Source organism: Algibacter miyuki (genome assembly GCF_030409805.1).
GTDB lineage: Bacteria > Bacteroidota > Bacteroidia > Flavobacteriales > Flavobacteriaceae > Algibacter > Algibacter miyuki.
Genome location: NZ_JAUFQP010000007.1, coordinates 355,413 through 369,560, shown reverse-complemented (window position 1 = coordinate 369,560; position 14,148 = coordinate 355,413). Strand labels below are relative to the sequence as shown.

The 14,148-nt window shown below is 34.6% G+C and carries 13 protein-coding genes; 10 read left to right on the top strand and 3 right to left on the bottom strand.

What is annotated here, in order from left to right; translation table 11 throughout:
* The first annotated feature begins 123 nt into the window (after nucleotides 1–123).
* From QWY92_RS04655 to QWY92_RS04645, 3 genes are all read left to right on the top strand, one after another.
* Nucleotides 124–885, top strand: a complete 762-nt coding sequence (locus QWY92_RS04655) for an exodeoxyribonuclease III (protein WP_290268849.1) — start codon at nucleotides 124–126, stop codon at nucleotides 883–885.
* A 27-nt stretch (nucleotides 886–912) separates the two neighbouring features.
* Complete coding sequence (locus tag QWY92_RS04650; protein ID WP_290268847.1) at nucleotides 913–1,872, top strand: OmpA family protein; 960 nt, start codon at nucleotides 913–915, stop codon at nucleotides 1,870–1,872.
* Nucleotides 1,873–2,134: 262 nt separating this feature from the next.
* Nucleotides 2,135–2,605: an Lrp/AsnC ligand binding domain-containing protein gene (locus tag QWY92_RS04645; RefSeq protein WP_290268845.1), complete on the top strand. Its 471-nt coding sequence runs from the start codon at nucleotides 2,135–2,137 to the stop codon at nucleotides 2,603–2,605.
* Nucleotides 2,606–2,779: 174 nt separating this feature from the next.
* Here the strand turns inward: QWY92_RS04645 and QWY92_RS04640 are convergent, their stop codons facing one another.
* Nucleotides 2,780–4,321 carry a glycine--tRNA ligase gene (locus QWY92_RS04640; protein ID WP_290268844.1) on the bottom strand — a complete coding sequence of 514 codons (1,542 nt, stop codon included), beginning with the start codon at nucleotides 4,319–4,321 and terminating at the stop codon, nucleotides 2,780–2,782.
* 73 nt (nucleotides 4,322–4,394) lie between these two features.
* Here QWY92_RS04640 and QWY92_RS04635 point away from each other — a divergent pair, with 73 nt between their 5' ends.
* Entirely contained in the window at nucleotides 4,395–5,072 is a 678-nt protein-coding gene (locus QWY92_RS04635; RefSeq protein ID WP_290268842.1) for a ComF family protein, read from the top strand.
* A gap of 56 nt (nucleotides 5,073–5,128) precedes the next feature.
* The gene (locus QWY92_RS04630; RefSeq protein WP_290268840.1) at nucleotides 5,129–6,733 is read left to right on the top strand and encodes an Ig-like domain-containing domain; all 1,605 of its coding nucleotides are present in this window, start codon (nucleotides 5,129–5,131) and stop codon (nucleotides 6,731–6,733) included.
* 119 nt (nucleotides 6,734–6,852) lie between these two features.
* Here the strand turns inward: QWY92_RS04630 and tyrS are convergent, their stop codons facing one another.
* Together tyrS and ahcY are read right to left on the bottom strand one after the other, a co-directional pair.
* Complete coding sequence (gene tyrS / locus QWY92_RS04625) at nucleotides 6,853–8,148, bottom strand: tyrosine--tRNA ligase (RefSeq protein ID WP_290268838.1); 1,296 nt, start codon at nucleotides 8,146–8,148, stop codon at nucleotides 6,853–6,855.
* A 380-nt stretch (nucleotides 8,149–8,528) separates the two neighbouring features.
* A complete protein-coding gene (gene ahcY / locus QWY92_RS04620) occupies nucleotides 8,529–9,845 on the bottom strand; it encodes an adenosylhomocysteinase (protein ID WP_290268835.1) in 1,317 nt (438 codons plus the stop codon).
* A gap of 131 nt (nucleotides 9,846–9,976) precedes the next feature.
* Between ahcY and QWY92_RS04615 the strand changes: the two genes are divergently transcribed.
* The 5 genes from QWY92_RS04615 to QWY92_RS04595 all read left to right on the top strand — a co-directional run bounded on the left by QWY92_RS04615 (nucleotide 9,977) and on the right by QWY92_RS04595 (nucleotide 14,148).
* On the top strand, nucleotides 9,977–10,609 hold the full coding sequence (locus QWY92_RS04615; RefSeq protein WP_290268832.1) for a 4'-phosphopantetheinyl transferase family protein: 633 nt from the start codon (nucleotides 9,977–9,979) through the stop codon (nucleotides 10,607–10,609).
* An 83-nt stretch (nucleotides 10,610–10,692) separates the two neighbouring features.
* Nucleotides 10,693–11,403, top strand: a complete 711-nt coding sequence (locus QWY92_RS04610) for a phosphoglycerol geranylgeranyltransferase (protein ID WP_290268829.1) — start codon at nucleotides 10,693–10,695, stop codon at nucleotides 11,401–11,403.
* Between the two features lie 47 nt (nucleotides 11,404–11,450).
* A complete protein-coding gene (gene pnuC / locus QWY92_RS04605) occupies nucleotides 11,451–12,074 on the top strand; it encodes a nicotinamide riboside transporter PnuC (protein ID WP_290268826.1) in 624 nt (207 codons plus the stop codon).
* On the top strand, nucleotides 12,035–12,601 hold the full coding sequence (locus tag QWY92_RS04600) for an AAA family ATPase (protein ID WP_290268824.1): 567 nt from the start codon (nucleotides 12,035–12,037) through the stop codon (nucleotides 12,599–12,601). Before pnuC ends, QWY92_RS04600 begins: the two co-directional genes overlap by 40 nt.
* Complete coding sequence (locus tag QWY92_RS04595; protein ID WP_290268823.1) at nucleotides 12,601–14,148, top strand: DUF4301 family protein; 1,548 nt, start codon at nucleotides 12,601–12,603, stop codon at nucleotides 14,146–14,148. Before QWY92_RS04600 ends, QWY92_RS04595 begins: the two co-directional genes overlap by 1 nt.

Below are 14,148 nucleotides of genomic sequence, written 5' to 3'. Positions count from 1 at the left end.
AAACTCCTTCGCTTATTTTAGTGTAAAAGTAGGGTATTATTTATTTTAGCTAAAATTTCATTTTACAGGTAAGTAAAATCATAATTAACCTTGATTAATAGGGTTTTAAAAAAATAAGACAACATGAAAATTATATCATATAACGTTAATGGCATTCGTGCGGCACTAAAAAAAGATTTTATTGGTTGGTTAAAAAGTGCGAATCCAGATGTGATTTGTTTACAGGAGATCAAGGCCATGAAAGACCAGTTGGATATGGCGATTTTTGAAGAAGCGGGGTACATTTATAACTATTGGTATAGCGCACAAAAAAAAGGGTACAGCGGTGTGGCTATTTTAAGTAAAATTGAACCAAATCACGTCGAGTTTGGCACGGGAATTGAATCAATGGACTTCGAAGGTAGAAATATTCGAGCAGATTTCGACGGCGTTTCGGTAATGAGCCTGTATTTGCCATCCGGAACCAACGCGGCCAGATTAAGCCATAAATTTGAATACATGGATATGTTTCAAGAGTATATAAACAGTTTAAAAAAGGACATTCCGAACTTGGTTATTTGTGGCGATTATAATATTTGTCATGAAGAAATTGATATTCATAACCCTAAGATGAAAGGTGTTTCAGGTTTTTTACCCGAAGAACGCGAGTGGTTAGGTAAATTTATCGATAACGGTTTTACCGATTCTTTTCGTTTCATTCATCCAGAAACCCAAACGTTTAGCTGGTGGAGTTACCGTGCTAATTCACGCGCCAATAATAAAGGCTGGCGTTTAGATTATGCTTTAGTTTCAAAGCCTTTACAAGAAAACATCAAAAGAGCCGTTATACTTACTGAAGCCGTGCATAGCGACCACTGCCCAATTTTAGTAGAAATAGAAAATTAAAACAACCAATATTTATTCGCATTAAAAATGATTAAAAAAACCGCACTCACACTATTAACCGTTGCTTTTTTAACAAGCTGCGTTTCTCCAAAAGTTTATAAAGATTTAGAAAGTAAATACGCTAAATTAAAACAACAAAATCGAAAGCTATCCGATGCTAACGAGCTCTTGTCTAGTGAAAAAAATACAGCCGAAAGCGAGTTAAAGCAATTACACACGGCTTATAATGAGGCTGTAGCACAACGCGATAAATTACAGTCAGATTACAGTACAACCAAGGCTAACTACGATAATTTAAAAAATTCGTACGATGCTTTAGAAAAAAATAGTTCGGCAGCTATTGCTTCTAATTCTCAAAAAAACCGTGAATTATTAGCGCAATTGGAAGCTAAAGAACAAGCCTTAGCCGATGAAAACGATCGACTGAATAAGCTTAAAAAAGAACTTGAAGATCGTTCAAATCGTGTGGCCGAGTTAGAAAATGTTATCGCGACCAAAGACGCGGCTATGACAGCGCTTAAAGAGGCGATTTCAAAAGCCTTAACCGATTTTGAAGGTAAAGGGCTAACCGTAGAGCAACACGACGGAAAAGTCTACGTATCTATGGAAAATAAACTTTTATTTGGTTCAGGAAGTTGGGCTGTTGGAGCCGAAGGTACACGTGCCGTAAAACAATTGGGTAGCGTATTGGGTGATAATCCAGACATCGCTGTGTTAATCGAAGGTCACACCGATAACGTGCCTTATAAAGGTAACGGAGTTTTAACCAGCAACTGGGATTTGTCTACAAAACGTGCTACGGCAATTGTAACTATTCTTCGTGAAAACGAAAATATTAATGCCGAAAACTTAACCGCAGCCGGTCGTGGCGAGTTTGCACCCGTTGCAACCAATGAAACTGCAGAAGGTAAAGCGAAAAACCGTCGTATTGAGGTGATTTTAACACCAAAATTAGACGAATTATCAAAGTTATTAAACGATAACTAAAATTATTGGGGCGTTACCCTTTTGTATTTCTACGCTTTTTAGGCGTATAAAAACAAAAGGGTCGGGCTTTCTCTACTCGCTCCCGCCTAAAAAGTCGGGGAGCTCAAACAGGCCGTTCAATCCCTAACGCAACAGCCGCTAAGGTCCGTTTTAAACTATTCAGTTTTTATTATTTTGCCGTTACTGTAATCAAAAACAGATAAAAGGCTTTCATTTGACAAGGAAATTGTTATTTTTAACTTTTAAATCGAAATAAAAGCGAATGAAACCAAAAAACAAAAACCTCACGATAGACGGAATAGACAAAAAAATACTACGTACTTTAATGGAAGATGCTAGAATACCAATTCTAGAAATCGCTAGAAATGTAGATATTTCCGGGGCTGCCATTCATCAACGTTTGCGTAAACTCGAAAAGTCTGGAATTATTTCAGGGTCAAAATTTGTAATCAATCCAAAAATGTTAGGTTACGAAACCGTGGCCTTTATTGGTGTGTATTTAGATAAAGCCATACAAAATCCAGAAGCCATAAAACAGCTTAAAAAAGTACCCGAAGTATTAGAGTGTCATTACACCACAGGGAATTGGAACGTGTTAATTAAAATTTTATGTAAAGATAATGCCGATTTAATGCACTTACTTAACAATGAAATACAGACCATTTCAGGAGTTTCTCGCACTGAAACTTTCATTTCTTTAGATCAGCAAATAGATAGACAAATTACTATTTAATTTAAGTGTCTTTGGCGTATAGCCTAAATTGTAACTAACTAATAATATCATTATTCTGATTGTACACTTTTCGGGTGTTAAAACCTGTTGCGTGTTCTCAAGAAAATAAGTCATAAAAAATCCCGAACTATTTAATAGTTCGGGATTTTTTTATAAATATCAATTAACCCAATATTACATCTTCATTAACCAAGTACGTACATCAACTTCTTGTTTAATAATTTTTTGTAAATCGGCAATATTAACACGTTCTTGTTCCATAGAATCTCTATGTCTAATAGTAACTGTGTTATCGTTTAAGGTGTCATGATCTACAGTAATACAAAATGGTGTTCCGTTAGCATCTTGTCTTCTGTAACGGCGCCCTACAGCATCTTTTTCATCGTAAATTACGTTGAAATCCCATTTCAATTCTTCTACAATTTTACGAGCAACTTCAGGTAAGCCATCTTTTTTAACCAATGGTAAAATAGCAGCTTTTACAGGAGCTAAAACACTTGGTAATTTTAAAACCGTCCTCGTTGTTCCGTTTTCTAATTCTTCTTCTTGTAAAGCATTAGAGAATACAGCTAAGAACATACGATCTAAACCAATAGAGGTTTCTAAAACGTAAGGTACATAGCTCTTGTTTTCTTCATGATCGAAATATTGTAATTTCTTTCCAGAGAATTCTTCATGAGCTTTTAAATCAAAATCAGTTCTAGAGTGAATTCCTTCTAATTCTTTAAACCCGAATGGGAATTTAAATTCAATATCAGCAGCAGCATCAGCATAATGCGCTAATTTATCATGGTCGTGAAAACGGTAATTGTCCGCGCCCATGCCTAAAGATAAGTGCCATTTCATACGAGTTTCTTTCCAGTGCTCGTACCATTCTTTTTGTGTGCCTGGTTTAATAAAAAATTGCATTTCCATTTGTTCAAACTCACGCATTCTAAAAATAAACTGTCTTGCAACAATTTCATTTCTAAAGGCTTTTCCGGTTTGTGCAATTCCAAAAGGAATTTTCATTCGTCCCGTTTTCTGAACATTTAAAAAGTTAACAAAAATACCTTGCGCTGTTTCTGGACGTAAGTATAAATCCATAGCAGACTCTGCAGAAGCACCAAGTTTGGTTCCAAACATCAAGTTAAATTGCTTAACATCTGTCCAGTTTCTACTTCCTGTTAAAGGATCTGCAATTTCTAATTCTTCAATTAGGGCTTTTACATCAGCTAAATCTTCTTTTTCCAAAGATTGACCCATCCGCGAAAGCGTAGCATTTATTTTTTCTTGATACCCAACAACACGTCCGTTTGTGGCTAAAAATTCTTCTTTATTAAATGCTTCACCAAAACGTTTTTCAGCTTTAGCAACTTCTTTATCAATTTTAGCTTCAATTTTAGCACAATAATCTTCAATTAAAACATCGGCGCGGTAACGCTTTTTAGAGTCTTTATTGTCAATTAATGGATCGTTAAAGGCATCAACGTGTCCCGATGCTTTCCAAGTTGTAGGATGCATAAATATTGCGGCATCGATACCTACAATATTTTCGTTCATCTGTACCATGGCTTTCCACCAGTAGTCACGTATGTTTTTCTTTAATTCAGCACCATTTTGTGCATAGTCGTAAACGGCGCTTAAACCGTCGTATATTTCGCTACTTTGAAATACATATCCGTATTCCTTTGCATGCGATATTACCTTTTTAAATTTATCATCTTGATTTGCCATAATGCAAAAATAAAAAAGCGTTTGAAACTATTCGTTATAATTAACTAAATTTACAGAACTACTTTTATTTTAAATGATTAAATCGGTATTAAATATATTTTTCCCTAAAGTTTGCTATGCCTGTTTGGGTGTATTGCATGATAATGAAGATACTATTTGTACAGATTGCAGGCATGATTTACCGGTTACTAATTTTCATTTTGATGATGCCGATGCCATTCAAAACGTACTTTATGGACGATGCAAAGTGGAACATGGTACGGCGCTTTTTAGGTTCGAAAAAAAGAGTTTGGTGCAACAGCTTATTCACGGCTTAAAATATAAAGGTTACGAAAATATTGGTTTTGTGCTTGGTAATTGGTTGGGGAATGAGTTGGCCGATGTGGAGGCTTATAAGGATATTGATGTGGTTATTGGCGTACCATTACATAAAAAGAAACTGAAATCGCGCGGATTTAATCAGGTTACTAAATTTGGCGAACAAATAGCCGAGGCTTTAGGAGCTGATTATTTGGAGGATGTTCTCATAAAAATTTCAAATAATAAATCGCAAACTAATAAAGGTCGAATTGCCCGTTGGGTAAATAGTGACGACTTGTTTACACTTAAAAATAAAAAAGCCATTGAAGGGAAGCATATTTTAATTGTGGACGATATTATTACTACAGGAGCTACTTTGGAAGCTTGTATTTCGGTTTTAAACGAAGCCGAAAACGTAAAAATAAGTATAGCAACCATGGCAATTGCTTAGGCTTTTAAACGTTATATGTTTAAAATTATGTAGGTTTGTGAAAATTTTAATTGGTAATGAATAAAACACTTTCAAATTTTATTTTAGCTGCGGTTATTGGTCTCATTTTTGTTAATTGTGCCAATAGAGGTACGCCAGATGGTGGTCCAAAAGATGTGACACCTCCAGTTATTGTTAAAACAGTGCCGGCGAATTTAACCACCAATTTTAAGGGTAATGAAATAAAAATTTATTTTGATGAATACGTTAAAATAAAAGACTTAAATAAACAGCTTATTATTTCACCTCCGATGGAAAATCAACCAGAGATTACGCCGCTTGGTACGGGAAGTAAATACATTACTATTAAAATTCACGATACGCTTGCGCCAAACACAACTTATGCGTTTAATTTTGGAAACAGTATTCAGGATAATAACGAAGGCAACGCTTATCCGTATTATCGTTATGTGTTTTCTACTGGGGATTATATCGACTCGTTAAGTGTAAAAGGGAATGTTGTAGATGCTTTAAAAGCAAAGCCAGATACTTTTATTTCAGTCATGTTGTATGAGGTAGATTCTACTTTTACAGATTCTGTTTTTTATCAGAAAAAACCAAAATATATTACCAATACCTTAGATAGTGTTACTACGTTTTCTGTGGATAACATTAAGGCAGGGAAATATTTACTTGTAGCTTTAAAGGATGGGAATTCTGATAATATATTTCAACAAAAAACTGATGAAATTGGATTTTATAAAGACTTTATAACGGTACCTACAGATTCGCTTTATACCCTGAAATTATTTAAAGAAACCCTAGATTATAAAGCCACAAGGCCCATGATTATTGGAGGTGAAAAAATTGCTTTTGGTTTTGAAGGTGATTATGAAGGAATGAAAATACAGGTAGATTCAGAAGTTCCAGAAGATTTTGAATATCGCATTGTGAAAGATGTAAAAACCGACACGCTTAACTTTTGGTATAAACCAAAGCTAGAAGTTGATTCGTTATTATTTACGGTTACTAATCAGGATTATGAAAAGAAATATTCTGTTAGAATACGAAAACTAGATCGCGATAGTTTGGTGATGCAATCAACACCATCGGGTTCAGTGGCATATAATACGCCGTTTTATATTTCAGGAAGTACGCCTTTGGTAAATTTTAATGCTGAAAAAATGACGGTTTTAGATAAGGATTCGACTAAGGTGGCTTTTACTACCAAGTTTGATACGATTAACAATATATATGAATTTGATTTTGTTAAAACAGCTAATAATAAGTATCAAATACAAGTATTGCCAGAAGGGTTCACCGATTTTTATAATGATAAAAACGATACGTTAAACTATTCGTTTAGTACAAAAAAAGAATCGGAATTTGGTTACGCTAGGTTTACTTTGGTTAATGCTACTTTTCCGTTAATTATTCAATTAACAACGGATAAAGGCGAAGTTAAATATGAGCAGTATGCCAAAACAGATGGGGTTGTCAATTTTTTAAATGTAGCACCTGCTACTTATAAAATTCGGGTAATACATGATGCTAATGGTAACGAAAAGTACGATGCGGGAAGTTATTTGAAAAAGATACAACCCGAAAAGGTGAGTCATTTTAATGCGGTAGAAATTCGTGCCGATTGGGGTTATCCTGAAACATTGACGTTTAAGAAATAGGGTTTTTAATTGTTTAAAAGACAATAACGCTTTCGCGGAAAAAATAAAAATAGAGCATAAAAAAAACTCAGGTTAATTTAACCTGAGTTTTTTATTTTATAAAGTGATTGCCTTTGGTGTTACACCACACGCAATACAAAATAGTTCTTTTTGCCACGTTGAAGTAGTACAAACTTATTGTTTATTAAATCATCTTTAGTAATGCTGTAATCGTCTTTTACTTTCTCTTTGTTTACAGCAATAGAGTTTTCTTTTAATGCACGACGCGCTTCACCGTTCGATTTTAAAAAGCCTCCTTTTTCTGCTAACGCAGCTATAATATCCAAACCATTATCAATATCGGCTTGAGATATTTCAGTTAATGGAACACCATCAAAAATGTCTAAAAAGGTTTGCTCGTTTAAAGCTTTTAAATCGTCTCCTGTAGATTTTCCAAAAAGAATATTACTCGCCTTTATGGCATTCTCTAAATCTTCTTTAGAATGTACCATAGTGGTTATTTCTTCAGCTAAACGCTTTTGTAAAACACGTAAATGTGGTGCTTCTTGATGTTCTTCTATCAAAGCTTCAATCTCTGCTTTGGATAAAAATGTGAAAATCTTGATATATTTTTCAGCATCAATATCACTGGTGTTTAACCAATATTGGTAGAATTTATAAGGAGATGTTCTTTCGCTATCTAACCAAATATTTCCGCCTTCGGTTTTACCAAATTTAGTGCCATCGGCCTTTGTAATTAATGGCCAAGTTAAGGCATAACCTTTTCCGGCATCAACACGACGAATTAATTCTGTTCCCGTAGTAATGTTTCCCCACTGGTCGCTTCCGCCCATTTGAAGGGTACATTGCTTTTCTCTATATAAATGTAAAAAATCGTAACCTTGAACCAATTGGTAGGTGAATTCGGTAAAGCTCATTCCTACAGAAGACTCAGAGGACAAACGTTTCTTTACAGAATCTTTCGCCATCATATAGTTCACGGTAATGTGTTTACCCACGTCTCTAATAAATTCTAAGAATGAAAACTCTTTCATCCAATCGTAATTATTTACGATAATAGCTGCGTTTTCTGCATCGCTATCAAAATCTAAAAAGCGAGATAGTTGTTCTTTTATGGCATTTTGGTTATGCAAAAGAATGTCTTCGGTAAGTAAATTACGTTCAGCAGATTTTCCAGAAGGATCACCAATCATTCCCGTTGCTCCACCTACTAATGCCACTGGTTTATGTCCTGATAATTGAAAATGTTTTAAACCCATAACACCAACAAGATGACCAATATGTAAAGAATCGGCCGTAGGATCAATACCTACATACGCCTTACGCATGGCTTCTAATAAGTGTTCTTCCGTTCCTGGCATACTATCTTGTATCATGCCTCTCCACGTTAATTCTTCAACAAAATTCTTTATCATTTTTAGGTGTATTTAGTAATCTTAGGCAAATATAAAAATACGTGTAGAATTTGTTATGTTTTAAATGAAATTCTTTGCGAATAGATTTGCCGTTGTGGGATGGTAACTTTTGCGATAGGGATTGCAGCGGCATCCTTTTTGTAAAGCTTTTAAATAGACTATGCTTTAATTTTTAGCTGAAATTTCTATGGAATTGAACAGATCCTGAAACAAGTTCAGGATTGCTTTGTAAAAAGATATAGCGGAAAGCGCGGTTTGTTTTGGGTTTTTCTCCCAAAACAAAATTGCCCAAATAAAAAAAATCCCAAACATTGCTGCTTGGGATTTAATTTATTATTGAGATACTGAAACAAGTTCAGTAGAAAAAAACTATCGTTTTTTTAGTATCTGTAATGTTCTGGTTTGTATGGTCCTTCTACAGTTACACCAATATAGCTTGCTTGGTCTTCGCGAAGTTCAGTAAGCTCTACACCAATTTTTGCAAGGTGTAATTTGGCTACTTTTTCGTCTAAAGCTTTTGGTAACATGTACACATCGTTTCCGTATGCTTCTGCGTTTGTCCAAAGTTCAATTTGAGCTAAAGTTTGGTTTGTAAATGAGTTAGACATTACGAAACTTGGGTGACCTGTAGCACAACCTAAGTTTACTAAACGACCTTCTGCAAGGATAATGATATCTTTACCGTCGATAGTATATTTATCAACTTGTGGTTTAATTGTGTTTTTAGTGTTACCGTGGTTTTTGTTTAACCACGCCATATCGATTTCGTTGTCGAAATGCCCAATGTTACACACGATAACTTTATCTTTCATGGCTTCGAAATGACGCCCTTGGATAATGTCTTTATTTCCTGTTGTTGTGATAATAATATCTGAATTCCCTACTACAGTCTCTAGTCTTTTAACTTCAAAACCGTCCATTGCTGCTTGAAGCGCACAAATTGGATCGATTTCTGTTACTGTTACAATAGATCCTGCACCTTTAAAAGAGGCAGCTGTACCTTTACCAACATCACCATAACCACAAACAGTTACACGTTTACCAGCAAGCATAAGGTCTGTTGCACGACGAATAGCATCTACTGCAGATTCTTTACAACCGTATTTGTTATCGAATTTAGATTTTGTTACAGAATCGTTTACGTTGATTGCAGGCATTGGTAATGTTCCGTTTTTTACACGCTCGTAAAGACGGTGAACTCCTGTTGTAGTTTCTTCTGAAAGTCCGTTAATTCCGGCTGCTAATTCTGGGTATTTGTCTAAAACCATGTTGGTTAAATCACCACCATCATCAAGAATCATGTTTAATGGTTTTCTATCTTCACCAAAGAAAAGTGTTTGTTCGATACACCAATCAAATTCTTCTTCCGTTAATCCTTTCCAAGCGTAAACTGCTGTTCCTTCTGCTGCAATGGCTGCTGCTGCTTGATCTTGCGTAGAAAATATGTTACAAGAACTCCAAGTTACTTCTGCACCTAAAGCTTGTAGCGTTTCAATTAAAACGGCTGTTTGTATCGTCATGTGTAAACATCCTGCAATACGCGCGCCTTTTAAAGGTTGCGAGTTGCCGTATTCTTCACGAAGACTCATTAAACCTGGCATTTCGGCTTCGGCTAATTCTATTTCTTTTCGTCCCCATGCTGCAAGAGAAATATCTTTAACTTTGCTAGCTACGTAAGGAATTGTTTTTGTGCTCATATCAATATTCTTTTTTATTTAATAACTTAAACAGGATTGCGATTCGTGTTAAAATGGTTAAATTCGCTCGTCGAAATCGTATAATTTGCCTAAGATTGTGCAAAGATAATCAATAACATTCAGAATATTAAATGCCGCTTTATAAAACCATAACGCCAAATTCACAAACTGTTGTTAAATTGTGGAAGATCACGGAGTCTTTCGACGATTTAATGGCGCCACTAACTTTGAAACCAGAAACCTTAAAACGGGTTTTAGGAATGAAAAGTGAACTACACCAACGTGGGTTTTTAAGCGTGAGACATTTGTTGGCCGAATTTGGGTATGAAGATGCCGATTTATTTTATGATAAAAATGGAAAACCCCATTTAAAAGATGGGAAACAGATTTCGATAACACATTCTTTTCAGTTTTCGGCTGTCATTATTAGTAATGGGATTGTAGGTGTTGATATTGAAAAGCAACGTGATAAAATTACTGTAATTGCACATAAATTTGTGGGATACGAAGCTGATTATTTAGATAAGAACGCTGCTGATTATATTAAAAAACTCACTGCTGTTTGGTGCGTAAAAGAATCTTTATATAAACTTTTTGCTACGCCTGGAGCTAGTTTTAAAAATTGCTTTTTAGTAATTCCTTTTGAATTGAAAGATGAAGAAACCGTGGCTTGGATAGATTATGAAGATGTGAAATACCGCTATTTGGTACACTTTTTCGAGTTCGAAGGCTTTACTTGTGCTTTTGCTTTAGGTGAAGAATAATTAAAATTTTAATGAAGCATTGTCTTTTTTGAATTCAAGACGATTCAATAAAAAAGTTTTCCCTTACGGGGAAATAAAACAAAATGAACATATTAAATTCAATAAAAAATAACGAAAAGCAGTTGGCGGTTTTAATAGATCCGGATAAGTTTTTGGTTGAAAACACTGCAAGTTTTATTGAAAAAGTAAATCGATCTATAGCCACTCATATTTTTGTTGGTGGTAGTATTGTGGACAAGCATGCTACTGAGGTTTTAGTGATTGAAATTAAAAAATATACTCAATTACCTATCGTTTTATTTCCTGGCGATGTTTCACAAATAACCGAAAGTGCTGATGCTCTTTTATTCCTGTCCTTAATTTCTGGTAGAAATTCAGAATATTTAATAGGGAAGCATGTTAAGGCGGTTTCTAAATTAAAGAATACGAAATTAGAGGTGATTCCTACAGGGTATATTTTAGTTGAAAGCGGAAAAGAAACTGCTGTTGAGCAGGTTACTAAAACAATGCCAATGGCTACTGAAAATATTCAAGATATTGCAGATACTGCAAAAGCAGGAAGCTTATTAGGAATGAAACTTATATATTTGGAGGCTGGAAGCGGTGCGAAAGTTCCTGTTTTAGAAACTATTATTGCCAAAGTAAAAGCGGTTTTACAAGTGCCTCTAATCGTTGGTGGTGGTATTAGAAATTTAGAACAATTAGAAAAAGCCTACAGTGCCGGAGCCGATTTAGTGGTTATTGGCACAGCTTTTGAAGATGACGAATTGTTTTTTGATGCATTGCAGAAATAAATTTTGAATATGTTTTTAGTATTGATATAAGTAAGTTAAATAGTCCCATGATCGATTTTTTTTTCAAACAATATGCCGATTACGACACCATGGATGTTATCCTCGAAATTGTAGCTGTAATTTTCGGATTTCTCTCGGTATGGTATTCTAAGCAAAACAAAATTTGGGTATTTCCAACAGGTATGGTAAGCACGCTTATTTTTGTGTATTTACTGGTGAAATGGGAACTTTTGGGAGACATGATGATCAATGTTTACTATTTTGTTATGAGTATTTATGGCTGGTATGTTTGGACTAGAAAAGTTGATGATGCCGATATGAATCCCATTTCTAGAACCACTTTAAAAGAGAAAAAATTAAGTGTACTCATATTTATTGCCACTTTAGTTTTTGTTTATATAATTTATCAGGTATTCGGTAAATGGACCAGTTGGGTGGCTTATGTAGATACCTTAACTACAGCTATATTTTTTGTTGGTATGTGGCTTATGGCACGACGAAAAATAGAAAATTGGATATTTTGGATTGTTGGCGATATTATTTCAATACCATTATATTTTCATAAAGGATTTACGTTTACAAGTTTTCAATATTTAGGATTTACATTTATTGCCATTTTTGGCTATTTAGCATGGAAAAAGATTATCAACAAGACCCCGCAGACTGTATAAAAGTGGTTTTGTTCGGCCCGGAATCTTCTGGAAAAACAACACTTTCTCGACAATTAGCACGGTATTATCATTCTGTATGGGTACCCGAATTTGCACGCGATTATCTCCAAGAAAAATGGAATAATGAGCGAAAAACATGCGAAGCTAACGATTTGTTGCCTATTGCTAGAGGACAAATGAAATTGGAAAATGCATTGTCTAAAAAAACAGATTCGGTATTGATATGTGATACTGATTTACTGGAAACTAAAGTGTATTCAGAAACCTGTTACTTAAAGACTTGCGACCCATTGCTTGAAAAATATGCTGTAAAAAACACTTACGATTTGTATTTTTTAACTTATATTGATACGCCTTGGGAAGCAGACGATTTACGTGATAAACCCGAGGAACGATTAGCGATGTTTAACGCTTTTCAAGATGAATTAATTAAATATAACAGACCTTATGTGTTGTTAAAAGGCGATAAAAAAACGCGCTTGGCAACAGCCATTAAACATATAGATCAACTTTTAAATAAAAAATAATGTTTTCTAAACAAGACGTTCAACAGTTTGATAATAAAGGAATAACGATAAAAGAAGTAGAAGCACAAGTGTCGCGAATTAAAAACGGCATGGCGTATTCTAATTTAATAGCTGCTGCCAATATTGGTACGGGTATTGAGGGTTATTCCGAAGCAGAACATAAAAATTATATCGCACTTTTTGAAGCTAGACAAAACAGCTTAAATATTGTAAAGTTTGTGCCTGCTTCTGGTGCGGCAACGCGAATGTTTAAGTTTTTGTTCACTTTTTTGAAGGATTTTGATGCTCAAAAGGAATCTATTGAATCGTACATTGAAAAATCAAACGATGGTTTAATTGAAACTTTTGTTTCAGAATTGAAAAATCTTCCTTTTTATGATGAGGTTTTAGCGAAAATTGAATCTGAAAATTCAGACTTCAACAGTTTAAACAAAGGCGAAGCATGTTTTGAGTTTGTGAGAACTATGTTGAACGAAGAAGGCTTGAATTATAGCTTTTTTCCGAAAGGTTTATTGCCTTTTCATACGTATAAAACTGGTGTTGTTACAGCATTTCAAGAGCATTTGCTAGAATCAACATTATATGCATCTTCTAATAATGAAGCGCATCTTCATTTTACGGTTTCTGAAAAGCATCATAAATATTTTAATGCTGAATTTGCTAAAATAAAAAGTATCTTAGAGAACAAAACAAACACAAATTTTCACGTTACGTTTTCATATCAAAAGGAAGAAACCGAAACGTTGGCATTAACAACAGCGAATGAGGTTTATAGAAAAGATGATGGTTCTATCTTATTCAGACCTGCTGGTCATGGTGCATTGTTGGAGAATTTAAATGATTTAGATGCCGACCTTTTATTTATTAAAAACATTGATAATATTGTTGTTTTTGAAAAGAACAAAGACGTTTCAGAATATAAAAAAATGCTTGCAGGTGTTTTAGTTGAAGCACAAGAAAAGGCTTTTGAATTCTTAAATCAGCTTGATCAAGAGCATGTTTCCGAAGAAGATTTACTCGCGATAGCTTTGTATATCACTAAAAAAATGAATGTGGCTTTGGTTGATGAGTTTGATGATTTTACTTCCGAAGAAAAGAAAAATTATTTAAAAAATAAGTTGAATAGACCCATGCGTGTTTGCGGTATGGTAAAAAATGTTGGAGAGCCTGGCGGTGGCCCGTTTTGGGTAAAAGCTGAAAATGGAGATGTATCATTGCAAATTGTGGAGTTTGCTCAAATTGATATTGCAAATAAAGCACAGGCAGAAATTGTTAATAATGCCACGCATTTTAACCCAACAGATTTGGTTTGTGCGGTTAAAAACTACAAAGGCGAAAAGTTTAATTTACTAGATTATGTTGATCCAGAAGCGGCTTTCATTACTATGAAAACACAAAACGGGACTGATATTCAAGCTTTAGAACTTCCGGGTTTATGGAATGGAAGTATGGCCGATTGGATTTCTATTTTTGTTGAAGTACCATTGCATACATTTAGCCCTGTGAAAACTGTAAACGATCTTTTGAAACCAGAACATCAAGGGTAA

Excerpts from the sequence above, each read along its gene's own strand:
- QWY92_RS04645 (WP_290268845.1), top strand. The coding sequence starts at position 2,135 with ATGAAACCAAAAAACAAAAACCTCACGATAGACGGAATAGACAAAAAA.
- QWY92_RS04595 (WP_290268823.1), top strand. The coding sequence starts at position 12,601 with ATGTTTTCTAAACAAGACGTTCAACAGTTTGATAATAAAGGAATAACG.
- ahcY (WP_290268835.1), bottom strand. The coding sequence starts at position 9,845 with ATGAGCACAAAAACAATTCCTTACGTAGCTAGCAAAGTTAAAGATATT.
- pnuC (WP_290268826.1), top strand. The coding sequence starts at position 11,451 with ATGATCGATTTTTTTTTCAAACAATATGCCGATTACGACACCATGGAT.
- QWY92_RS04650 (WP_290268847.1), top strand. The coding sequence starts at position 913 with ATGATTAAAAAAACCGCACTCACACTATTAACCGTTGCTTTTTTAACA.
- QWY92_RS04610 (WP_290268829.1), top strand. The coding sequence starts at position 10,693 with ATGAACATATTAAATTCAATAAAAAATAACGAAAAGCAGTTGGCGGTT.
- QWY92_RS04640 (WP_290268844.1), bottom strand. The coding sequence starts at position 4,321 with ATGGCAAATCAAGATGATAAATTTAAAAAGGTAATATCGCATGCAAAG.
- QWY92_RS04630 (WP_290268840.1), top strand. The coding sequence starts at position 5,129 with ATGAATAAAACACTTTCAAATTTTATTTTAGCTGCGGTTATTGGTCTC.
- QWY92_RS04615 (WP_290268832.1), top strand. The coding sequence starts at position 9,977 with ATGCCGCTTTATAAAACCATAACGCCAAATTCACAAACTGTTGTTAAA.
- tyrS (WP_290268838.1), bottom strand. The coding sequence starts at position 8,148 with ATGATAAAGAATTTTGTTGAAGAATTAACGTGGAGAGGCATGATACAA.
- QWY92_RS04655 (WP_290268849.1), top strand. The coding sequence starts at position 124 with ATGAAAATTATATCATATAACGTTAATGGCATTCGTGCGGCACTAAAA.
- QWY92_RS04635 (WP_290268842.1), top strand. The coding sequence starts at position 4,395 with ATGATTAAATCGGTATTAAATATATTTTTCCCTAAAGTTTGCTATGCC.
- QWY92_RS04600 (WP_290268824.1), top strand. The coding sequence starts at position 12,035 with ATGGAAAAAGATTATCAACAAGACCCCGCAGACTGTATAAAAGTGGTT.